Origin of the sequence: Bacillus cereus group sp. BfR-BA-01360, assembly GCF_022663595.1 — a bacterium.
Taxonomy (GTDB): Bacteria; Bacillota; Bacilli; order Bacillales; family Bacillaceae_G; genus Bacillus_A; species Bacillus_A cytotoxicus.
The window spans coordinates 177,470-199,388 of sequence record NZ_JAKUFV010000006.1 but is presented as its reverse complement, the minus strand read 5'-3'; the positions used below and the strand labels follow the sequence as shown (position 1 = coordinate 199,388).

Genomic DNA, 21,919 nt, shown 5'->3' with positions numbered 1-21,919 from the left:
AAATAAGAAAAGATTCATATACTGTCTTATAGATAGGCCGTTGTATTAGTTCGAAATGTTGGAGGTTCTTTAAGATGACAGTTTACCATTTTGTAGGAATTAAAGGAACAGGAATGAGTTCATTAGCACAAATTCTTCATGACATGAAGAATACTGTTCAAGGTTCTGATTATGAAAAGCGTTTCTTCACACAAGTAGCATTGGAAAAGCGTGGTATTTCAATCCTTCCTTTTGATAAAAACAATATTAAAGAAGGACAAGTGATTATTGCAGGAAATGCATTTCCTGATACGCATGAAGAAATTATGGCAGCGAAAGAATTAAATATTCCAGTCCATCGTTACCATCACTTTTTAGGAAACCTTATGAGTCAGTATACAAGTGTTGCTGTAACAGGTGCGCATGGAAAAACATCAACAACAGGTTTGTTAGCCCATGTCATGCAAGGTGCTAACCCGACATCTTATCTGATTGGCGATGGAACGGGACATGGGGTAGAAAATAGTAAGTATTTTGCGTTTGAAGCTTGTGAATATCGTCGTCATTTCTTGTCTTACTATCCAGACTATGCAATTATGACAAATATTGACTTTGATCATCCGGATTATTTTGCAGACATTAATGATGTATTTCATGCATTCCAAGAGATGGCACTTCAAGTGAAAAAGGGAATTATTGCATGTGGTGATGATGAAGAACTTCAAAAAATTCAAGCGAAAGTACCTGTTATTTTCTATGGATTTGGTGAAGATAATGATTTCCAAGCTCGTAACATTCAAAAGAGAACAGACGGTACTGTATTTGACGTATTCGTTCGTAATACGTATTATGAAACATTTAAAATTACAGGATACGGAAATCATAGCGTATTAAATGCATTAGCAGTAATAGCGCTTTGCCATTATGAAAATATCGATGTCGAAGTTGTGAAACATCAATTAACAACATTTGAAGGCGTAAAACGTCGCTTTAATGAAAAAACGGTGAGAGACCAAGTCATTATTGATGATTATGCACATCATCCGACAGAAATTAATGCAACGATTGAAGCGGCTCATCAAAAGTATCCAGAGCGTGAAATTATCGCTATCTTCCAGCCGCATACATTTTCACGTACAGAGACGTTTTTAGATGAGTTTGCAGAAAGCCTAAGTAAAGCTGATCAAGTCTATTTATGTGACATTTTTGGATCAGCACGTGAAAACAAAGGTGAATTAACAATTGAAGATTTGCAAAAACGCATTGATGGTGCAGAATTAATTACAGATACAACAACAGATATACTGAAAAAACATAAAAACGGCGTTCTTATTTTTATGGGCGCAGGCGACATTCAAAAATTCGAAGCAGCTTATATAAAAGAAGTGCAAGTTGCTGAGAAGTAAAAAAAAGACGCATAGCGGTGGCTATGCGTCTTTTTTAGTGCGTGATTTGTAGTATATGTGGTGTCGAAAGATGTTGGGAAGCCGATATCTCCTGTCAAAATGCTGATATGTTGAGGGGGATTTTTTAACAATAGATGTTAGAATAATAAGAAAAAAAGGGGTGTAAATATGTTCACACTCCGAGTAGATGACGAAATTGAACTACAATTATTAGAGAAGCATCATAAAGAAGAGTTATATCAATTAATAAATCAAAACCGTAATCATTTAAGAAGATGGCTTCCTTGGGTAGATGGCACGAAATCGGCTGATGCGTATGATGACATTTTTCCGAGGTGGTTAAAGAAATTTGCAGAGGGAGGTGGTTTTGAAAGTGGTATACGTTATAAAGGAAAGCTTGTTGGGATGGTAAGCATTCATCCAGTGAGCTGGGAGAAGAAAGCGGCGAGTCTTGGGTATTACCTTGCAGAAGAGGCAGAGGGGAAAGGGATTATAACGAGAAGTGTAAAAGCGGTACTTCGCTATGGCTTTGAAGATTTAAAACTAAATAAAATGGAAATTCATTGTGGAGTACAAAATAAGAAAAACCGTGCGGTTCCGGAACGACTTGGGTTTCGATTAGATGGTATTTTACGAGAGGAAGAATGGTTGTATGACCATTTTCATGATATAGCAGTCTATAGCTTGTTAGCTTCAGAGTGGAAGAAAATCCGATGAGGAATTTGTATTACTAGAAAGTTTTATAGGTTAAACTGTAAAATATGGTATTATTTAGTTAGGGGCGATGGTATGGAAATTTCTATTCAAAGAAGCAAACTGATTATGATTGTTGTCATTCTAATGTTCATTATTATGGTTGTTTATCCCATTATGCTGTTTGTGATGAATAAAGAGAATTGGGGGACAGCATTAATTGGAATGGGAATTTGTTTTATTGTCAATGTTCCGCTCGTCTGGGAAGTCTTTATAAAAAAACATATTGTGAAAAATGGTGTACTGAAGTATGGGATATTGAATGATGATATTGTGTTATCAGATGTAAGAGTGGTACGCCAAGTTGGGAAATCTCTTGAAATTACAACGAATCAATATAAAGTACATATGATTGCAATGCCAACAGATATGAATCAGTTATTAGCATTGATTGAGAAAGAGAATCCACAGGTGAAAATAGAGATGAATTGAAAAAAACGCTCGGAATGATATCCGAGCGTTTTTTAATGCTATTTTAAGTTCTCTGGGTTTAACGCTTCTAATTCAGGTACAACGAAACGACCATCTTTACGAATTAATACGTCGTCAAAGTAAATTTCACCGCCGCCGTATTCTGGACGCTGAATGCATACTAAATCCCAATGGATGTTAGAGTTGTTCCCGTTCCATGCATCATCATATGCTTGTCCAGGTGTGAAATGGAAGCTACCGTCGATTTTTTCATCAAATAGAATGTCACCCATTGGATGAAGGATGTATGGGTTTACGCCGATTGCAAATTCGCCAACGTAACGTGCACCTTCATCTGTATCGAAAATTTTATTAATGCGATCTGTATCATTTGCAGTTGCTTCAATAATTTTTCCATCCTTAAATTTCAGCTGTACGTTTTCGAATGTATAACCATTATATGGTGATGGTGTGTTATAAGAGATTGTACCATTAACAGAATTGCGAACTGGTGCAGAGTATACTTCGCCATCCGGAATATTTAAATGACCAGAGCATTTAATAGCTGGAATGTCTTTAATAGAGAATGTTAAATCAGTTCCAGGACCAGTTAAGCGAACTTTATCTGTTTTGTTCATCAGTTCAACAAGGCTATCCATCGCTTTGTCCATTTTACCGTAATCTAAGTTACATACTTCGAAGTAGAAGTCTTCAAACGCTTCTGTACTCATTTTTGCAAGTTGCGCCATAGACGCATTTGGGTAGCGCAGAACAACCCAGCGTGTTTTTGGAACGCGGATATCTCTATGAACTTTCTTACCAACTGTTTGACCGTGGATTTTCATTCGTTCACTTGGAACGTCAGCTTGTTCATTAATGTTATCGCCAGAGCGAAGACCGATATAAGCGTCCATATCTTTCATTACGCTTGCTTCATATGCTGCAATTTGTTCGAAATGTTCTTCTGTAGCACCCATTAATAAAGAGCGATCTACCGCGTGATCTTTTAAAGAGACAAATGGAAACCCGCCAGCTGCATATGCTTCTTTTACAAGTGCAGTTACAAGTTCTCTTTGCAAGCCAAAGTTTTCAATTAATACTTTTTCGCCTTTTTGTAAGCGAATCGAGTAGTTAATTAAATTGTATGCTAATTTTTCAATACGTGGATCTTTCATATGTAAAGCCTCCCCTAATGAATTATGTATACATTGTTATTGTACCCTACTTGCTGGAATTTGTTTAATAGTTTATGTTACAGTTGACATATAAATAAGAAAATTCGAACGAAATTGTAAGGGTTAGAATGAAACGGAAAATGATTGTATAATAGGAGAAAGTATGAAAAAGATAAAGGAAGTGATGAGATGCAAGTTCTTTTATACGTAAGTGCAGCTATTATCGCAGTAGCATTTGCTGTATTGGTAATTTATGCATGTAGAACGTTATTATCATTACAGAAAACGCTAGAAAATGTTGCGAGTACACTAGAGGGATTAGAAAAGCAAATGCAAGGAATAAGCGTAGAAACAGAGCAGTTATTACATAAAACAAATGCATTAGCTGATGATATTCAACAAAAGTCACAATCATTAAATAAAGTAGTAGAAGGCGTAGATGGAATTGGAACGACAATTCATTCTTTAAATACGAAACTTCGTAATGTATCAAATTCAGTTACAAATGAAATTGAAAATAATGCAGATAAAGTTGCTCAAGTTGTTCAATGGAGCAGTGCAGCGATTGAAGTGTACAATCATTTCCGTGCTACCCGACATGAGAAAAAAAGAGAAAAAGAAGAGAGAAAGTTAGAGAAGGTAGAAAAGAAAGAAAAGCGTTCGAGACTGCCGATCCGTATGAAAGGTGAGTAAAATGAGCATGAAAAAAATCGAAACAATAGAAGAGTTTGAAGCATTAGTAGAAACAGCGGAACCATACATTTTGTTTAAACATAGTACAACATGCCCAATTAGCCAAGGAGCATATACGGAATTTCAAGCTTATTGTAAGGAGAACGATGAAACTGCCGCATATTACTTATACATACAGGATGCACGAGATGTTTCCAATCGCATTGCTGAACATTTTGGGATTACACATGAATCACCACAAGTGTTATACATAAAAGATGGTATGGCGGTATGGCATACATCGCATTGGAATATTAAAAAAGAAGTACTGAAAGAGAACGTCAAGTAAGAAGTGAGTGAAGAGGCTCGCTTCTTTCTTTTTTGAAAAAAATCATTATAATTTTCTTAGATTGAGTTTTTAGAGATTGTATATACGGAACTAATAAATGAGGGAACGATTCCAAATGCCAATGTATATCATGTGACAACCTGACGTCTATTCGTTATAATAAGTTAGCTTAAACGTGATAATAAGATAATGAAACCAATATATAAATATACAACTGAGAAAGAGGTGGCTTCCTATGGCATCACAAGAATTAGATCGTTTACGTTCTCAAATTGATGAAATAAATATGCAAATGTTAGAGCTTTTAAATGAAAGGGGCCGTCTTGTTCAAGAAGTCGGTAAAGTAAAAGAAGAGCAAGGGATTATGAAATTTGATCCTGTACGTGAAAGAAATATGCTCGATTTAATTGCACAACATAATAATGGCCCGTTTGAAACATCAACACTTCAACATATTTTTAAACAAATTTTTCAGATGAGCTTAGAGTTACAAGAAGATGATCATCGCAAGGCGCTTCTTGTTTCTCGTAAGAAAAAGCCAGAGGATACAATTGTTACGATTAAAGGTGAGAGAATTGGTGATGGGAATCCGCACTTTATTATGGGACCATGTGCTGTAGAGAGTTATGAACAAGTGCGTCAAGTAGCGGAAGCGATAAAGGAACAAGGATTAAAATTAATGCGCGGTGGTGCATTTAAACCTCGTACATCTCCTTACGATTTCCAAGGTCTTGGTTTAGAGGGATTACAAATTTTGCGACAAGTTGCCGATGAATATGATTTAGCTGTCATTAGCGAAATTTTAAATCCAAACGATATGGAAATGGCTCTTGATTATGTAGATGTAATTCAAATTGGGGCTCGCAATATGCAAAACTTTGAACTATTAAAAGCTGCCGGTGCTGTAAAGAAACCAGTATTATTAAAACGAGGTTTATCAGCTACTATTGAAGAATTTATTTATGCCGCAGAATATATTATGGCACAAGGGAATGGAGATATTATTTTATGTGAACGAGGCATTCGAACGTATGAGAAGGCAACTCGTAACACGCTAGATATTTCCGCTGTGCCGATTTTGAAGAAGGAGACACATTTACCTGTTGTAGTAGATGTAACGCATTCTACAGGGCGCCGTGACCTTCTATTACCAACTGCAAAAGCAGCAATGGCAATCGGTGCTGATGCTGTTATGGCTGAAGTGCATCCGGATCCAGCTGTTGCATTATCGGATTCAGCACAGCAAATGGATATTCCGGAGTTTAATGAGTTTATGAAAGAACTAAAAGCGTTTCGTGGTAGATCGTAAGGAATGTTTGTCTATGCGATATTTCTCGCATAGACTTTTTGCAGAAAATGTCCTTTTTCACATGAAAAATACGAAAATACGAGAAAAGAAGCGAATTTTTTCAGAACTTTTGCGGGAACATATTGTATGAGTCTGCAATTTTATCGTATCATTAGTAAAAGGACTCGGGACGATTGGTGGCATCTTCAAATAGAGTTGATGTCTTTTTTTCATTCAAGTGAACCGATACATAAAAATAGATAACATAGATAGAAGGAGTGTGCGAAAAGATGAACGTAACAATCTATGATGTAGCGCGTGAAGCGAATGTTTCAATGGCAACTGTATCACGTGTTGTAAACGGTAATCCAAATGTAAAGCCTACAACAAGAAAGAAAGTATTAGAAGCAATTGACCGCTTAGGATATCGTCCAAATGCGGTAGCGCGTGGTTTAGCAAGTAAAAAAACAACTACAGTAGGGGTTATTATTCCTGATATCTCCAATACATTCTATGCAGAACTTGCACGTGGGATTGAAGATATTGCAACAATGTACAAATATAATATTATTTTAAGTAACTCGGATCAAAATAAAGAAAAAGAGTTCCACTTATTAAATACAATGCTAGGTAAACAAGTAGATGGGATTGTATTCATGGGTGAGGATATTACAGATATTCATGTCGAAGAATTTAAAAAATCTCCAGTACCGATTGTATTAGCGGCATCATTTGATGAGAAGAATGAAACGCCATCAGTAAATATTGATTATACACAAGCAGCTTATGATGCAATAAAGTATTTCTTAGAAAAAGGTCATAAGCGAATTGGTTTCGTATCAGGTCCTTTCGTTGATAAGGCAGGAAGCGCAAAGAAATTACAAGGGTATAAAAAAGCTTTAGAGGAAACTGGTATTTCATATGATGAAAAACTTGTAATTGATGGAGATTACACATATGATTCAGGTTTAGAAGCATTTGAAAAACTTTGGGCACTTGATCAAAAACCAACAGCAATTTTCGTGTCTTCCGATGAAATGGCATTAGGTGTCATCCATGCAGCACAAGACGCTGGCTTACGTGTACCAGAAGATGTAGAAGTGCTTGGATTTGACAATACACGCCTTGCATTAATGGTGCGCCCACAGCTTTCAACAGTCGTACAACCAATGTATGACATCGGTGCAGTAGCGATGCGTTTACTTACAAAATATATGAATAAAGAAAAAGTAGAAGATCATACAGTTATCTTACCTCATCGCATTCAATTTAGAAATTCGACGAAGTAAGGAAAAAAACTCACAGCGCGGCGCTGTGAGTTTTTTTGTTATCTCCGCCGATAAGGTGTCCGCCTTTAAACGAGAAGTTCAACTGAGAATAGTGAAACAGGAAAAAGGGGAACTTAAATTCAGCTTTAAAATACAAGAAATTAGGATGCTCTTTTATATGAATTTGGATTGTCTCATTTGAAGGAGAATATGGAAGAGACATGATAGGGTTCTCTGTATGATCTAGAATCAAAATTCCCTATAAATACACAATGTCATGTATAATAGAAAGAAAAGGCTTGTGAGGAGGGGAAGAGATGATCATTCTTTGGATTATTACGCTTTGTATGACTGCTTTTTTTGCTTATATGACGTTAAAACAAACTGGTTTAAAGCGATTTGTTCCAGGAAGTATTCTTGCCGGAATCGCCCTTATCACATATGTATCTTCTATTTTCATTGAACATGTTTCAGCGGAATGGAGTACAAACTTTGTATTTATCGGCATTACATTATTTGCTGGTAGTATGATGGTATTAATGGTTGCTGGTATTGTTTTTTTTATTCATATGAATTCTGAAACGTTATAAGATATAAAAAAAGCATGTCCCATATGGGCATGCCTTTTATCATTTTATTATGCTCGATCTTTAGAAGCATTTTGTTGTTTCAATAAATCGCGAATTTCGCCAAGAAGAACTTCTTCTTTGGTTGGTTCTGGTACTTCTTCTTTCTTTTCTTCTTCTTTTTTGAATGTTAACTTATTGAATAATTTAATGAATAAGAAGATTGAGAATGCAATGATTAAGAAATCAACAACAGTTTGAATAAATGCACCATATTTTACTACAGCTTTTCCAAATGTAAAGGAAAGTCCTGTGAAGTTTACTCCACCAAGTAGTAATCCAACTAATGGCATGATCACATCACTTACTAATGAAGAAACGATCTTACCAAACGCACCACCAATTACAACCCCGACAGCTAAATCCATGACGTTCCCTTTTAAAGCGAACTTTTTAAACTCATTCCACATACGTTATGCCCGTCCTCTCTAAATTTAATATGAAGATTATAATTCCTCACCATATTTTATAGAAGTTTATATTAGAAATAAAGAGGAAATGAGAATGAAAGTAAATTCAGAAAAGTGTATCCGTTTTATTCTATATTATCCAAATTATGTGATTTAAGTGTTTTAGAGCATAGTAACAGTTTTACTATTTATTACAATTTTAATTCTTTTAGATTGTTAATAACAAGTTTTGTATCAAACAATAAAAGAAAGGTTAATACTCTTGGGATAAAATGATGAATGGAATTTTCAAATCTATGTTATTTCATATTAATAAGAAATACTTGATGAGTAGGAATAAAGCTTTCTGCAAAGACATCCTCAGTCTTATGAAATTGTGAGTAATGATGTGTCATACAAAGGGGTTCTCCATTTCCTCTTGGAAAGGTTTCAAAAGTACCATGAAATATATGTACAAGCTATCAATTCCACATAAAATATTATCTTCTTTGAAAAAAGAATAGGAAAAAATCTCCTATTCTTTATGATCTAATACAATGATTTTTTTGTATTATTCCGAATGATTTCGAGAGATTTTGCGACAGTTAGTGCATTTTTTTCTTCAATTTCTGCTTTTCGAGGGATAGGATTGTACATGTTGTTAGGGTCTTCCCATGTGAGAGGAAGTTCAGTTTCAGCTTGTCCTTTCCACGCTTCAATCCATTCTGGAGGGAGATAACCTGAGATGTTTTGGATGTTGTTCATTGTGATCCATATGAGTGCCCATGCTCTTGGGACAACGCGCCACATGTCATAGCCACCGCCACCAACGGCAATCCAGCGCCCATCGCAATATTCATTTGCAATTTCATTAGCGAGTTTTGGAATTTCGCGATAAATTTCTATAGTTGCACAAAGGTGTGTAAGTGGATCATAATAATGTGCATCGGCGCCATTTTGCGTTACAATAATATCTGGTTTAAAATAAGCGGCGACTTCTTTTACAACAGTACGGTAAGACTGTAAAAAAGACTCATCTTCTGTAAAGGCATCGAGTGGAACATTGAAAGAATAGCTATATCCTACACCTTGTCCTCTTTCATTCACTGCACCAGTTCCAGGGAATAAATATCGGCCTGTTTCATGAAGTGAGATGGTACAAACATTTGGATCATCATAAAAAGACCATTGGACACCGTCGCCATGATGGGCATCCGTATCAATATATAACACGCGAAGACCGTATTTTTGTTGTAAATATTTAATCGCAATCGAGCTATCGTTATAAATACAAAAGCCGGATGCTTTTCCGCGGAATCCGTGATGTAGTCCGCCTCCTAAGTTTAATGCACACGTTGCTTTTCCAGACATAACAGCATCTACAGCTGTTAATGTACCGCCAACAAGCAATGCACTTGCTTCATGCATATGAGGAAACATGGGAGTGTCCTCAGTTCCAAGCCCGTATGTCATAGCGATTGATTGTTCTAAATGGCCTTCTCCAGCGCGTTTTACCGCATTGATATAGTCCTCTGTATGAATGAGTGCAATTTCCTCATCTGTAGCCATTCGGGGTGGGATGACTTGAGAAGGGGATAAAAACCCACTCTTTACTAATAAATCATATGTAAGTGTTACACGAAGTTGGTTAAAAGGATGCTCAGGGCTAAAAGAATAGCCCTGAAATTTATCTGAATACACGAATACACTTTTCATGTTTGCATCCCTATACTGTTTGGCCATAAGACGTGATACCCCTTTTTTTCAAGTGCTTCAATCACTCTTAGAGGATTCATCGTTTGAATGCGGAAAACGAGCACCTTCTCATTCTCATCTTTTGCTGGGTAGACGAGAACACTTACAATGTTTATTTGTAGATCACTAAAAATAGTAACTACTTTTCCGAGAATACCCGGTTCATTTTTTACTTGAATTTCAATTTGAGAACTTGGTTGATGCGCTCCTGTTAATTTTACTAATGTATGCAGTACTGTAGATTCAGAAATAATGCCCACTAATTTTCCAGCCTTTGTGACAGGAAGGCAACCGATTTTATTTTCGAAAAATAATGTTGCAATTTCTTCAACGAAATCAAGAGGATGGCAAGTCCTAACAGGGTGTTTCATAATGAGGTGAAGCGGTTGTTTTAACATATCGAGTGAAACTTGCTCATCAAGGATAGACGGACTTGCATCTCTTACATCTCGATCAGAAATAATGCCTACTATTTGGGTATTTTGATCGATAATTGGAATGTGCCGAATCCCTTTTGTACGTATTGTTCGGATCGCGGTTTCGATTGTATCATCTGGATGCAGTGCGATAACATCTTGATTCATAATTTCTTCTACAATCATTCCATTCGCCCCCTTTTTAGTACATAAATCGATTCTGGAAACGTAGACGGTCAAATGCTTGAATAGAATTGGTGTCGACGCGTTTGCCAATGCGAACCATTAAACAGTTAGCAGGATGAGAACAAATTTCTGGATCATCTGTAGCCATCCATTGTAAACCACCAGCATTCATCATTTTTTCCATTACTTTTCGATACTCCCAAACATTTAAACCAGTTTGCTTTAAATCCCAATGCCAGTAATACTCAGTCGTTAATATAATATAATCTTCCATGTTATCATCCATCATAGAAACTTCTAGTAAGTTTTTTCCGACAGAGCAGCCACGAAATGCTGGAGCAACTTCAATCGCTCCAAGTTCAATTACATTTTCGATATTCCCTTCTGACCATCTTTCAAGTGGATCAGGATATAAGTATGTAACGTATCCGATAATTGTATGGTCATGCCGAGCGATAATAATGCGAGCTTCTGGTAATTTAGAAATTGCAACGATGGCTTTATATTGTTGCTCGGCAGGGCGAAACGCAACTAAATCGGGATGGAACTCATATGTTTCAAGATTATGGGTAGAAACAGGACCTTCAATTATTAAAGTTCCTTTAGATGTTTTTAAGTTTCTAGCATTATATATTTTTTTATGAATCAACTTTTTACTCACCGCCTTGAGGGTTTGTGAATCTACTATACATCGTACTTTATACGATATGCGATGTGAATCGAAATTTGTCATTAAAAATTTGTCAAAAAAATAACAAATATACTGAAAATTTTAAATAATGTTATTATAATAGATAATAGAATATATAGGGAGGGGATGTAAAGTATGAAAATGGAAACGCTTCCTGTTATTAAAGGAGAACATAATTTACTAAATTATAAAGAAGCATACGCCCATTTTAACTGGGAAGAGGTTCATCAACATTTTTCTTGGCATGAAACGGGCCGAGTAAATATGGCGTATGAGGCAATTGACAAGCATGTAAAATCTGAACGAAAAAATAAAGTTGCCCTGTATTATCAAGATGGCTCTCGAAAAGAGAAATATACATTTAAAGAAATGAAAGATTTTTCTAATAAAGCGGGAAATGTCTTAAAAAATTACGGTGATGTGGAAAAAGGAGATCGCGTTTTTATTTTTATGCCGCGTTCCCCAGAACTATATTTTGCCCTTCTTGGTGCAGTAAAGTTAGGGGCCATTGTTGGTCCGTTATTTGAAGCATTTATGGAAGGTGCAGTACGCGATCGTTTAGAAGATAGCGAAGCGAAGGTGTTAATTACAACTCCTGAATTGTTAGAACGCGTACCATTAAATGATTTACCGGCTTTAAAAACAGTCTTTCTTGTTGGAGAAAATGTAGAAGAAGGTGGAAAAATCGTAGCGTTTAATCCGCTGTTTGAACAGGCTTCAAAAGAATTACATATCGAATGGTTAGACCGTGAAGATGGCCTGATTCTTCATTATACATCTGGCTCGACTGGTAAACCAAAAGGCGTTCTTCATGCACAAAATGCAATGATTCAGCACTATCAAACAGCTAAATGGGTGCTAGATTTAAAAGAAGATGACGTATATTGGTGTACAGCTGATCCAGGTTGGGTAACAGGAACTGCTTACGGTATTTTTGCGCCATGGTTAGTAGGAGCGTCGAATCTTATCTTAGGCGGGCGCTTTAGTCCTGAAGCTTGGTATGAGGCACTAGAAGATTACGGCGTGACAGTTTGGTACAGCGCGCCAACAGCATTCCGAATGTTAATGGGGGCTGGACAAGAAGCGATTAAAAAATATAATTTATCCGAACTTCGTCACGTATTAAGTGTTGGTGAACCGTTGAATCCAGAAGTGATTCGCTGGGGGATGAACGCTTTTGGCCTTCGTATTCATGATACGTGGTGGATGACAGAAACAGGTGGACAAGTGATTTGTAACTATCCTTGTATGGAAATTCGCCCAGGGTCAATGGGGAAACCAATTCCAGGCGTAAAAGCAGCGATTGTTGATAATGAAGGAAATGAAGTACCGCCATACACAATGGGTAATTTGGCAATTGCGAAGGGATGGCCAGCGATGATGCGTGGGATTTGGAACAATCCGCAAAAGTATGAGTCATACTTCATGCCAGGCGATTGGTATGTATCAGGCGACTCTGCGTATATGGATGAAGATGGTTACTTTTGGTTCCAAGGACGTATTGACGATGTTATTATGACATCGGGTGAACGCGTTGGTCCGTTTGAAGTAGAAAGTAAATTAATTGAGCATACTGCGGTAGCGGAAGCAGGTGTAATTGGTATTCCTGATCCAGTACGAGGGGAAATTATTAAAGCGTTTATTGCACTTCGCGCAGGGTATGAACCATCTGATGAATTAAAAGAAGATATTCGTCAATTTGTGAAAAAAGGTCTAGCAGCTCATGCAGCGCCAAGACAAATTGAATTTAGAGATAAATTACCGAAGACAAGAAGTGGTAAAATTATGCGACGCGTATTAAAGGCATGGGAGTTAAACTTACCAACAGGTGATTTATCAACGATGGAAGATTAAAAAAGAAAGGTATGAACGTCACTTCGTTCATACTTTTCTTTTTATGTTATATATACGTATTGAAAAGGTTATGCAAAGAAGAGCATCAAAGGAAAGGAATAACACTGTGGTCTAAAGAATTTTCGCCGCGGGAGAGCGATTGCTTTTTTAGAGATGATGACTTTGAAACGCAGAGTGATTAAATAGCAGTGAGATGCACCAGAGTTTCAATCGATACAGCAAATTTCAGTTGTTTAATTAACACATATTAATTAATAAATTCAATTGATTATTTGAAATATATGAAAGTGCAACAACGGAAATACATAGTGAGAAAGGGGTGGAATGACTGGATCGAAAGTAAAAAAATAAAATATTTTGTGAACCGTTTGCCTCTATCATTTGTATAACTTTATGATACAACAAATGAGGGAGGTATTTTATATGTCGAATAAATGGATGTTTTCATTGGCTTTCGTAGGTATTATCGTTGTATTTGGTTGTGGAATGTTATTGCCTATGGCGATTGGATTTAAAGTTTCAATGATTACAGCAGGAGTGATGATGATCGTTATGTTTTCTATCATTATTCCATTTGATAAGAAATATATTATACGAAAAAAAAGGAAAAAAATCGACTTTATCAAAACAAAAGTGTACTTTCGCTGGAATGTATTTGATACAGTTTCTGTTTGTCTTGCAGTGTATGCCTGTATATGTGTGCAAGTATTAAATATTTTAGTTTCAAGTGGGCTCACAATTCAAAACCCATATGTGCAGTTTTTTACAAACCAATCACAAGTATGGATAATTGTTGCAATTGCATATTTAATCGGACGAATCTCTTTAACGCTAAAGGGGATAAAGGAGATCAAAAAATATGGCGCAGATTGGGATTGAGGAAGAGCTCATGCTTGCGTATCAAAATGGGGATAAGCAAGCTGGAGAAAAACTATACGTCTTAATCAAACCAGCACTATATACATTTTTATATCGTTTTAACCGTAATGAACAATTGAGTATAGATCTTGTTCAAGATACGTTTTTAATGTTGGAACGTAAAAAGCATATGTATGAAGTGGAGAAGGGAAAGGTTAAAACATATTTATTTCAAATCGGTTATCGTCTTATGATTAATAAATTAAATCGAAGAAAAAAGTGGCACTCTCTTTTGCCGTTTTTCGTACCAATTCAAGAGAAGGAATTTTCACAAGAAGATCGGATTACTGTAAGAGAAGCGATGTTAAAGGTTCCTGAAGATCAGCGAGCAGTCCTTATTCTTTCTTATTATCATGATATGCCACAAAAGGAAATTGCACAGGTTTTGAGTATACCAGTAGGTACGGTGAAATCAAGACTTCATAATGGAATTAAGAAATTAAAACAATTGCTGGAGGTGGATGATATTGAACGAAAATCCTTTTAAGAAGGAATATAAATTAAAGCAATATTTAAATAGCGACCATGTAAAAATACCGGATTTTCCGAAAACAGTAAGTCGCTTTGATCGATTACTTAGATTGCTCGCCTCCCCAGCGAAAGATCCTGTGGAAGCAACGATTGGAAATGATTTGTCAATTATGTTCCATGTTTCATTATTAGCGGGTATCCCTATTCTTTCTCTAATTACGATATGGGTGACAACTTTGTAAAAAATAAGTGTTGGAATAAATTTCCGGTTTCATTTGACATGTTTATATAAATGATGGTATAAAGAAAAGTATATAAATAATTGAGCGTGGAAAGGGAGAAGTAGTGATCATTTCCCTGTTTTAGAGAGCTGATGGTCGGTGGAAATCAGCACATAGATGATCGCGAATTACGCCCCTCGAGCATCTTTTTTCGATTGAATTAGATTAGATTCAAAAGGGAAAAGACGGTGATGAGCCGTTATGTGAATGAGGTGGTAGGCTATTTGGCCTGCAACTAGGGTGGTATCGCGATGATCAAAATCGTCCCTTATTTGAGGGGCGATTTTTTTATGTTTTCACATTTCACGCCACATTACATTAAAGGAGAGTATGTAGAATATGAATATTTTACAAGATCTTGAGTTTCGCGGTTTGATTAATCAGCAAACAGATGCTGAAGGTTTAGAACAATTATTAGAAAAAGAAAGCGTTAAATTATACTGTGGTTTTGACCCAACAGCAGATAGCTTACACATCGGACATATGTTACCGATTTTAATGTTGCGTCGCTTTCAATTAGCTGGTCATCAACCAATCGCACTTGTAGGTGGTGGTACTGGTATGATCGGGGACCCAAGTGGTAAAAAAGCAGAGCGTACATTAAATACGAAGGATACAGTTGCTTACTACACTGAAAGTATTAAAAAACAGCTTTCAAACTTCTTAGAATTTGAAAATGTAGAAAATCCAGCAGTAATGGCAAATAACTACGACTGGCTTGGCAACTTAGATGTTATTACATTCTTACGTGACATCGGTAAAAACTTCGGTTTAAACTACATGTTAGCAAAAGATACAGTTGCATCTCGTTTAGAAACTGGTATTTCATTTACGGAATTTAGTTACATGATTTTACAATCATATGACTTCTTAAACTTATATAAAAACCATGGTTGCCGTCTGCAAATTGGTGGTAGTGACCAATGGGGTAACATTACAGCGGGACTTGAATTAATCCGTAAATCGGAAGAAGATGCGAAAGCATTCGGGTTAACAATTCCACTTGTTACAAAATCTGACGGTACGAAGTTTGGAAAAACAGAAGGCGGTGCAGTTTGGTTAGACCCAGAGAAAACAACTCCTTACGAGTTCTATCAATTCTGGATTAACACAGATGACCGCGATGTTGTGAAATATTTAAAATACTTCACATTCCTATCTCATGAAGAAATTCTTGACTTAGAAAAACAAGTAGCCGAAGCACCTGAAAAACGTGTAGCACAAAAAGCATTAGCTTCTGAAATGACAAAGCTTGTTCACGGCGAAGAAGCATTAGAACAAGCAATTAAAATTTCAGCAGCTTTATTTAGCGGTTCTGTAGCAGAATTAACAGCAGATGAAATTGAACAAGGCTTCAAAGATGTACCATCTGTAGACCGCAGCGCAGAAAATACAGGGTTAATTGACTTACTTGTAGAAAGCAAAATTTCTCCATCAAAACGTCAAGCACGTGAAGATGTTACAAACGGTGCGATTTATATAAACGGTGAGCGCACACAAGAATTAGATTACGTTGTCACAGAAAAAGATCGCATCGAAGGGAAATTTACAATCATTCGCCGCGGTAAAAAGAAATATTTCTTAATTCGTTATTAAGAAATAGAACATATAAGACAGAAAGGCTTTGAGGATTTATTCCTCAAAGCCTTTTTGTCTTAAACTTTTTCGTATGTTCATACAGAAGTCACACGCTAGGAGTAATATATATGTATGCCATATAACAGAAAGGGGTGTATAAAAAATGTCACTAGAAGCGCTTATTATATTTTCTCTGCTACATGCTGGTCAGCTTGCGGAGAATACACAAAGCGATGTACACAAAAATTCGAAAGATGCTTATGTATATGTGGAAAAACAAGAGGATGAAAAATGATTTTTATTTTATATATAGTGAATCAGTAGTAGCAAAGTGTATGAATGATAAATAGAGCTTTAATTCATCATACAGAACTAAATGATGTTTTTGATGGGAATAGCATTTTAGAAGAACTTTCAAGTGAGTATCAATTAAGCCTACGTGAAGATATGTTTGAAGTATTGACTGGCTTAGAAGAAGGTACGCTGGCTAACATTAGATCGAATAAAACAGTATAAAATGGATTAGGTAATGAAGAAAGTCGCTCATTTTTACATGGGCGGCTTGTACTTTAATATTTTATTTTTATTTTTTGTAATTCAACGCAATCTCTACTATTTCTTCTGGTGTTAAATCCCTAAAATCCCAAAAGATTATATCGCTTGGAGCGGGATGAGGCACACCACTATTATTAAATTGGTTTACATATTCATTAAGTTCTTCTTTTTTCTTTTATTCGTCGTCTTCAAAATCGCGTAAGCTATCCAGCAATTCTGTAAAAGATGAACAAACAGGGTAAATTGCTTCTTCCATCTCTTCTTCCTCATGGTCCCAAAATACAACGGTTGGGGCTTCGGGATTATTTCGGTAATCAAAGCATAGAAGGTTACCAAACGGGTCTCTAGCAAAAGGGTATACTTTATCAACTAATCTATCTTTTATACCTTCATAGTTTTGGACAATTGAATATTTATCTTCTATATGAAGAGTTAAGAGGTCACTGAATACATTTTCATTTTGTCCTAGTACATCAAATACTTTTGGGTTAGGGTATCCCCCGTCATATTTCTTCACGCACGCAACAAAATCGTTGGGTAATTTAATATTAAAATATTGTTCTACCTTTTGGATTTCTTCGTCTGTAACTGGTGTTTTACTCATAAAGGACCATGTAATATTGTTCATTTTTGCCACTCCTTATTTATCGCTATCTTTTCCCCAAATTCGATACCCACCTGTATGGCCGGTATCGTGATGTATCTGATAATTTACAAGTTGCATTCTACCAGTATCTTGATGGTGATGCCAAGTGTAATGCTTTGGTGTTTCACCTTGTTTAAACATTTGAATTTCTTCTTTCGTAAATTTTGAAGCTAAATCAGGGTCTTTTATTATTTGTTCGTATAATGCTTTACTACATTTTCTAAAATGTGTTGTTCTAGATTTTTTGAAGTCTGCCTCTTTTAGGATTACCTCACCCTTAGATTTAAAAATAGGGAACCCATCTGCATCATATGGAATACCTGTAACAGGATGTTTATCTCCTGCTAACTCACCTTTTCTTAATCTTATTGTCTTAGGGCCATTTGGACCTTCATAAGTATATGGAGCTGCTTTCTGCAAATACTGTTGGATACTTCCAACTCCTGCATATGAGAGGTGATTACCAGCCTTGAACTCATAGTTATTTAGTATATGTAGCGCATTTCTGTATGCTGAGGAATTAGTTATAAGAGATTCCCCTTTAGTAAGGCTTGTCATAGCAGCTACCTCACCTACTTTTGAAATTTTATCTACACCTTTTGTTCCGGCAACAGCAAACATACCATGCCCCATTGCATTTCCATACCATTCAGCTCGACTATTCCAGTCTCCATTAGTAACATCACGATTCCAAGAATCGGAAATTGTTTGTTTTATCGCATTGAATGTTCCGGTTGGATCAGAAAAAGCTTCAATCGTGTCATTAAATGTATTTATTGGATGGAGAGCTGCATTTGCAATTCCTAATAATTCACCACCTAAAGCGTTGTCCATTCCTTTTTTTATATGATAGGGCACACCTAATCCAGCTTTTTCAAACGCAGCTGCAATTTTATCATCAGTGACAGCTTTTATTTTACTATATTTCCTATAAAAATCTTCAACACCATGTTTAAACTTATCCAGTAAAGATTCATCTTTTTTCTCACTGTTTAATGGACCACACATTGCCCCTTCTTCAATTGAACTACTCTTTAGATGGTTTTCAGCCTGACGTGCCCTTTCTTCTCCAATCGCTTGAATTGAAGCTGCCCATTCCATATTCAATCCTTGCGTACTAAATGTACCACTTGCAGGACTAAACCCTTTTCCACTTTGGACTTCGGCTAAACCTGTCGCAATGCTAGTGGCTAATTGAATTGCTGTATTATAGTTATCGCTAGATGTTTGATTAAATTCATATAGGTGTTCTAACTTTTCTTGCAGTTTACGCCTCATGACAGCAAAAAGGTTTACCATAGCATCCATACCTGGTATTGGCATAGTTTGGTTGATCGCTTCCGTACTTGCTATCATTCGATCAATTTCTCGAATTTGTTCTAATATTTCTTGTTCGATTACATCTGTGGAAGCGACTTGTGATTGAAATTGACTCGGAAAGGCATCATTCTGACGGATTAATTCCTCACATAAGTAAATAATTCCCTGTGCTAAAGGACGAAAGGTTTGTACAAAAAATGCTTTTGCACTACTATATGTTTGTCCTTGCAGAACAGTATCAATTGCAAAAGCGTCAATCGACTGAATGGCTTGTTCCATACCTTGAATGGTAGCGGTACAGAAAGCATTCATACCTTCTGTTTGAGTCTGTACTTCTCCCAAATACATATTTAAACTCATAAATTTTCCCCCTTAACAAGTAAATGATACCAATTTAAGGATGAAACTGTAAATATTACATTGTAATGCATTGATTAGAGGGACACATTAAAACGAACTTATCTATATTTATAATGAAAGGGTGAGTAGTAATTATGAGGCAATCTAAATTAAATAATATAACAAGGAAAAAAGCTATGTGGACTATTGAAATAACAGAAGAAAAGGTACGTAAATTTAAGGCCTATATTAAAAAGTATTTTGTCTAAAAAGCATGGAAAACAATTTTAATTATGTGCCTAACTATAGGGGATATAACGATTCAGTAATTTTATTTAAGGTATTTTACAAACCATAAGAACAGCAAAAAACCCTAGAAAAGACGTTATAATAACGCTTCTAGGGTTTTTAATACTAGCATCTACTAAGCGATTGAATTAACGAGAGTAGAACTCTACGATTAACGCTTCGTTGATTTCAGCTGGTAACTCAGCACGCTCAGCGTGACGAGTGAAAGTAGCTTCTAATTTGTCAGCATCGAAAGTTAAGTATTCTGGTACGAAGTTGTTAACTTCCATAGCTTCTTTAATTACAGCTAGGTTGCGAGATTTTTCGCGAACGCTGATTGTTTGACCTGGTTTCACGCGGTAAGATGGGATATCTACGCGAGCGCCATCTACCATGATGTGACCGTGGTTTACTAATTGGCGAGCTGCGCGACGAGTGCGAGCTAAGCCCATGCGGTAAACTAGGTTGTCAAGACGAGCTTCAAGAAGGATCATGAAGTTTTCGCCGTGTTTACCTGGCATTTTACCTGCTTGGTCAAATGTGCGACGGAATTGACGTTCAGTCATGCCGTACATGTGACGAAGTTTTTGTTTTTCTTGTAATTGTAAACCGTATTCAGAAAGTTTCTTACGTTGGTTAGGACCGTGAGGACCTGGTGCGTAAGGGCGTTTTTCTAATTCTTTACCTGTGCCGCTTAGAGAGATACCAAGACGACGAGACAGTTTCCAAGCTGGACCTGTATAACGAGCCATAGTTGACTCCTCCTTTAATGTTTTTATTTACGTAAAATAAAAACAGACGTAATTGACATTTACGGGTATTTTGTTTTCATGTACCTTCGCTCCAGCAGCAGGGAGTTACGAGATACACCTCTTGAGAGGAACAAAATACAAACGATAAATTCAAATTACAAGGCTGCCTTTTTATTTTACACAAACGCTATTATATCTGTTTCCCGAAATTTCGTCAAGCTAGTTCGTTTTTTATTTATGCATATAAAATTTGGAAATGACAAGGAGGGATTCAGAACATTCAGAAAGAATTTTAGAAACGTATAGAAAACGTTTACATAATATAGAAACATAAGGGGGATGTTTTATGAAAAAGAGCAATATGGAGACAGATTTCATTCATTATGGATATGAACCAGGTGTACATAAAGGAAGCTTAACGCCACCTTTATTTCAAACTTCAACTTATACATTTGAAACAGCGAAACAAGGGGAAGATAGTTTTACTGGGCAAGATTCATCCTATATTTACTCACGGCTTGGTAATCCGACTGTAGAGTTATTTGAAGAACGCATGGCAGCTTTAGAAGGGGGAGAAGTTGCATTAGCGTTTGGATCGGGTATGGCTTCTATTTCGGCGACATTGCTTGCTTGTTTACGTGCAGGGGATCATATGATTTGTTCCAATGGCTTATACGGTTGTACGTACGGTTTTTTGGAAGTGTTAGAGGAAAAATTTATGATTTCACATTCATTTTGTGATATGGAAACGGATGAGCAGATTGAGAAAGAAATTCTTCCGAATACGAAGTTGATTTTCGTTGAAACACCTATTAATCCAACAATGAAACTGATTGATTTAGAAAAAGTGATTAAAGTAGCAAAGAAAAATCATTTACTTGTTATTGTTGATAATACATTTTGTTCTCCATACTTACAAAATCCACTTGTTCTTGGGTGTGATGCGGTTCTTCATAGCGCAACGAAATATATTGGGGGACATGGTGATGTAGTTGCGGGAGTTACTGTTTGTAAAACGAGGGAGTTAGCCGAAAAAATCCGTCCGATTCGAAAAGATATTGGGGGAATTATGGCGCCTTTTGATGCATGGTTATTATTAAGAGGGCTAAAAACGTTAGCTGTTCGAATGGATCGACATTGTGATAATGCGGAGAAGGTAGTAGCTTTTTTGAAAAATCATGAAAAGGTTGAAAAGGTTTGGTATCCAGAAGGAGAACGAGCATCTCGGCAAATGAAGCGTGGTGGGGGTGTTATTTCGTTCTCTATTAAAGGAGGAAAAGAAGAAGCACAAGCTTTTATGGACAAATTAAATTTGATTGCGATTGCGGTCAGTCTTGGTGATACAGAAACATTAGTACAGCATCCCGCGACAATGACACATGCGGTCATTCCAGCAGAAGTTCGTCAGAAAATGGAGATTTTTGATAATTTAATTCGTTTATCTGTCGGTTTAGAATCATGGGAAGATATTATTTCTGATTTACAGCAGGCGTTAAATAGCAGCAACGTTATATCCTCTAGCATACATTATAAATAAAAAGAATGAGCTATCG

The 21,919-nt window shown here is 36.4% G+C and carries 24 protein-coding genes, 2 pseudogenes and 1 other annotated feature; of the genes and pseudogenes, 16 read left to right on the top strand and 10 right to left on the bottom strand.

All coding sequences use genetic code 11. The features are described 5' to 3' along the window. The first annotated feature begins 74 nt into the window (after window positions 1-74). The 3 genes from murC (at window position 75) to MR056_RS08535 (ending at window position 2,570) form a co-directional block, all read left to right on the top strand. Complete coding sequence (gene murC / locus MR056_RS08545; protein ID WP_012095808.1) at window positions 75-1,385, top strand: UDP-N-acetylmuramate--L-alanine ligase; 1,311 nt, start codon at window positions 75-77, stop codon at window positions 1,383-1,385. 168 nt (window positions 1,386-1,553) lie between these two features. Continuing rightward, the gene (locus tag MR056_RS08540) at window positions 1,554-2,102 is read left to right on the top strand and encodes a GNAT family N-acetyltransferase (RefSeq protein WP_012095807.1); all 549 of its coding nucleotides are present in this window, start codon (window positions 1,554-1,556) and stop codon (window positions 2,100-2,102) included. 72 nt (window positions 2,103-2,174) lie between these two features. Next, the gene (locus MR056_RS08535; RefSeq protein ID WP_012095806.1) at window positions 2,175-2,570 is read left to right on the top strand and encodes a PH domain-containing protein; all 396 of its coding nucleotides are present in this window, start codon (window positions 2,175-2,177) and stop codon (window positions 2,568-2,570) included. Window positions 2,571-2,608: 38 nt separating this feature from the next. Here the strand turns inward: MR056_RS08535 and MR056_RS08530 are convergent, their stop codons facing one another. Then, on the bottom strand, window positions 2,609-3,724 hold the full coding sequence (locus MR056_RS08530; protein WP_012095805.1) for an aminopeptidase: 1,116 nt from the start codon (window positions 3,722-3,724) through the stop codon (window positions 2,609-2,611). Between the two features lie 144 nt (window positions 3,725-3,868). Between MR056_RS08530 and MR056_RS08525 the strand changes: the two genes are divergently transcribed. The 5 genes from MR056_RS08525 (at window position 3,869) to MR056_RS08505 (ending at window position 7,891) form a co-directional block, all read left to right on the top strand. Continuing rightward, a complete protein-coding gene (locus tag MR056_RS08525; protein ID WP_041810072.1) occupies window positions 3,869-4,417 on the top strand; it encodes a DUF948 domain-containing protein in 549 nt (182 codons plus the stop codon). A gap of 1 nt (window position 4,418) precedes the next feature. Further along, window positions 4,419-4,745 (top strand): bacillithiol system redox-active protein YtxJ, encoded by a 327-nt coding sequence (gene ytxJ / locus MR056_RS08520; RefSeq protein WP_012095803.1) that lies wholly within the window; start codon window positions 4,419-4,421, stop codon window positions 4,743-4,745. Window positions 4,746-4,980: 235 nt separating this feature from the next. Continuing rightward, complete coding sequence (locus tag MR056_RS08515; protein ID WP_012095802.1) at window positions 4,981-6,054, top strand: bifunctional 3-deoxy-7-phosphoheptulonate synthase/chorismate mutase; 1,074 nt, start codon at window positions 4,981-4,983, stop codon at window positions 6,052-6,054. Window positions 6,055-6,323: 269 nt separating this feature from the next. Further along, the gene (gene ccpA, locus MR056_RS08510; RefSeq protein ID WP_012095801.1) at window positions 6,324-7,322 is read left to right on the top strand and encodes a catabolite control protein A; all 999 of its coding nucleotides are present in this window, start codon (window positions 6,324-6,326) and stop codon (window positions 7,320-7,322) included. Between the two features lie 296 nt (window positions 7,323-7,618). Next, window positions 7,619-7,891: a DUF3917 domain-containing protein gene (locus MR056_RS08505; RefSeq protein WP_012095800.1), complete on the top strand. Its 273-nt coding sequence runs from the start codon at window positions 7,619-7,621 to the stop codon at window positions 7,889-7,891. Between the two features lie 47 nt (window positions 7,892-7,938). On the opposite strand, the gene mscL is transcribed toward MR056_RS08505, so the two are convergent. The 5 genes and pseudogenes from mscL to MR056_RS08480 form a co-directional block, all read right to left on the bottom strand. After that, on the bottom strand, window positions 7,939-8,337 hold the full coding sequence (gene mscL, locus MR056_RS08500) for a large conductance mechanosensitive channel protein MscL (RefSeq protein ID WP_012095799.1): 399 nt from the start codon (window positions 8,335-8,337) through the stop codon (window positions 7,939-7,941). 302 nt (window positions 8,338-8,639) lie between these two features. Continuing rightward, a pseudogene (locus tag MR056_RS22595) lies at window positions 8,640-8,786 on the bottom strand (alpha/beta fold hydrolase); the annotation flags it as partial. A 79-nt stretch (window positions 8,787-8,865) separates the two neighbouring features. Next, the gene (locus MR056_RS08490; protein WP_012095798.1) at window positions 8,866-10,032 is read right to left on the bottom strand and encodes an acetoin utilization protein AcuC; all 1,167 of its coding nucleotides are present in this window, start codon (window positions 10,030-10,032) and stop codon (window positions 8,866-8,868) included. Beyond that, complete coding sequence (locus MR056_RS08485) at window positions 10,029-10,673, bottom strand: acetoin utilization AcuB family protein (protein WP_048724028.1); 645 nt, start codon at window positions 10,671-10,673, stop codon at window positions 10,029-10,031. Before MR056_RS08485 ends, MR056_RS08490 begins: the two co-directional genes overlap by 4 nt. A gap of 16 nt (window positions 10,674-10,689) precedes the next feature. Further along, on the bottom strand, window positions 10,690-11,322 hold the full coding sequence (locus MR056_RS08480) for a GNAT family N-acetyltransferase (protein WP_012095795.1): 633 nt from the start codon (window positions 11,320-11,322) through the stop codon (window positions 10,690-10,692). 177 nt (window positions 11,323-11,499) lie between these two features. On the opposite strand from MR056_RS08480, the gene acsA reads away from it, so the two are divergent. The 7 genes from acsA (at window position 11,500) to MR056_RS08445 (ending at window position 16,982) form a co-directional block, all read left to right on the top strand. Then, window positions 11,500-13,218: an acetate--CoA ligase gene (acsA, locus tag MR056_RS08475; protein WP_012095794.1), complete on the top strand. Its 1,719-nt coding sequence runs from the start codon at window positions 11,500-11,502 to the stop codon at window positions 13,216-13,218. Between the two features lie 423 nt (window positions 13,219-13,641). Further along, window positions 13,642-14,097 (top strand): hypothetical protein, encoded by a 456-nt coding sequence (locus MR056_RS08470; protein WP_048724031.1) that lies wholly within the window; start codon window positions 13,642-13,644, stop codon window positions 14,095-14,097. Continuing rightward, window positions 14,078-14,623 carry an RNA polymerase sigma factor gene (locus tag MR056_RS08465; protein ID WP_048724033.1) on the top strand — a complete coding sequence of 182 codons (546 nt, stop codon included), beginning with the start codon at window positions 14,078-14,080 and terminating at the stop codon, window positions 14,621-14,623. Before MR056_RS08470 ends, MR056_RS08465 begins: the two co-directional genes overlap by 20 nt. Then, window positions 14,604-14,849 carry a hypothetical protein gene (locus MR056_RS08460; RefSeq protein WP_048724035.1) on the top strand — a complete coding sequence of 82 codons (246 nt, stop codon included), beginning with the start codon at window positions 14,604-14,606 and terminating at the stop codon, window positions 14,847-14,849. Before MR056_RS08465 ends, MR056_RS08460 begins: the two co-directional genes overlap by 20 nt. Before the next feature lie 78 nt (window positions 14,850-14,927). Then, window positions 14,928-15,160: a binding site (T-box leader), on the top strand. A 67-nt stretch (window positions 15,161-15,227) separates the two neighbouring features. Beyond that, the gene (gene tyrS, locus MR056_RS08455) at window positions 15,228-16,484 is read left to right on the top strand and encodes a tyrosine--tRNA ligase (RefSeq protein ID WP_048724037.1); all 1,257 of its coding nucleotides are present in this window, start codon (window positions 15,228-15,230) and stop codon (window positions 16,482-16,484) included. 145 nt (window positions 16,485-16,629) lie between these two features. Next, the gene (locus MR056_RS08450) at window positions 16,630-16,761 is read left to right on the top strand and encodes a hypothetical protein (protein ID WP_012095791.1); all 132 of its coding nucleotides are present in this window, start codon (window positions 16,630-16,632) and stop codon (window positions 16,759-16,761) included. 44 nt (window positions 16,762-16,805) lie between these two features. After that, window positions 16,806-16,982: a hypothetical protein gene (locus tag MR056_RS08445; RefSeq protein WP_235436489.1), complete on the top strand. Its 177-nt coding sequence runs from the start codon at window positions 16,806-16,808 to the stop codon at window positions 16,980-16,982. A 67-nt stretch (window positions 16,983-17,049) separates the two neighbouring features. On the opposite strand, the pseudogene MR056_RS22835 reads toward MR056_RS08445, so the two are convergent. The 4 genes and pseudogenes from MR056_RS22835 to rpsD form a co-directional block, all read right to left on the bottom strand. After that, window positions 17,050-17,190: pseudogene (locus MR056_RS22835) on the bottom strand (bacteriocin immunity protein); the annotation flags it as partial. Window positions 17,191-17,196: 6 nt separating this feature from the next. After that, window positions 17,197-17,649 carry an SMI1/KNR4 family protein gene (locus MR056_RS08440; protein WP_012095787.1) on the bottom strand — a complete coding sequence of 151 codons (453 nt, stop codon included), beginning with the start codon at window positions 17,647-17,649 and terminating at the stop codon, window positions 17,197-17,199. A gap of 12 nt (window positions 17,650-17,661) precedes the next feature. Further along, window positions 17,662-19,347 (bottom strand): HNH endonuclease, encoded by a 1,686-nt coding sequence (locus MR056_RS08435; protein ID WP_012095786.1) that lies wholly within the window; start codon window positions 19,345-19,347, stop codon window positions 17,662-17,664. A gap of 416 nt (window positions 19,348-19,763) precedes the next feature. Beyond that, window positions 19,764-20,366 (bottom strand): 30S ribosomal protein S4, encoded by a 603-nt coding sequence (gene rpsD, locus MR056_RS08430; RefSeq protein WP_012095785.1) that lies wholly within the window; start codon window positions 20,364-20,366, stop codon window positions 19,764-19,766. 346 nt (window positions 20,367-20,712) lie between these two features. Here rpsD and megL point away from each other — a divergent pair, with 346 nt between their 5' ends. After that, window positions 20,713-21,903: a methionine gamma-lyase gene (megL, locus tag MR056_RS08425; RefSeq protein WP_012095784.1), complete on the top strand. Its 1,191-nt coding sequence runs from the start codon at window positions 20,713-20,715 to the stop codon at window positions 21,901-21,903. The last annotated feature ends 16 nt before the right edge of the window (window positions 21,904-21,919 follow it).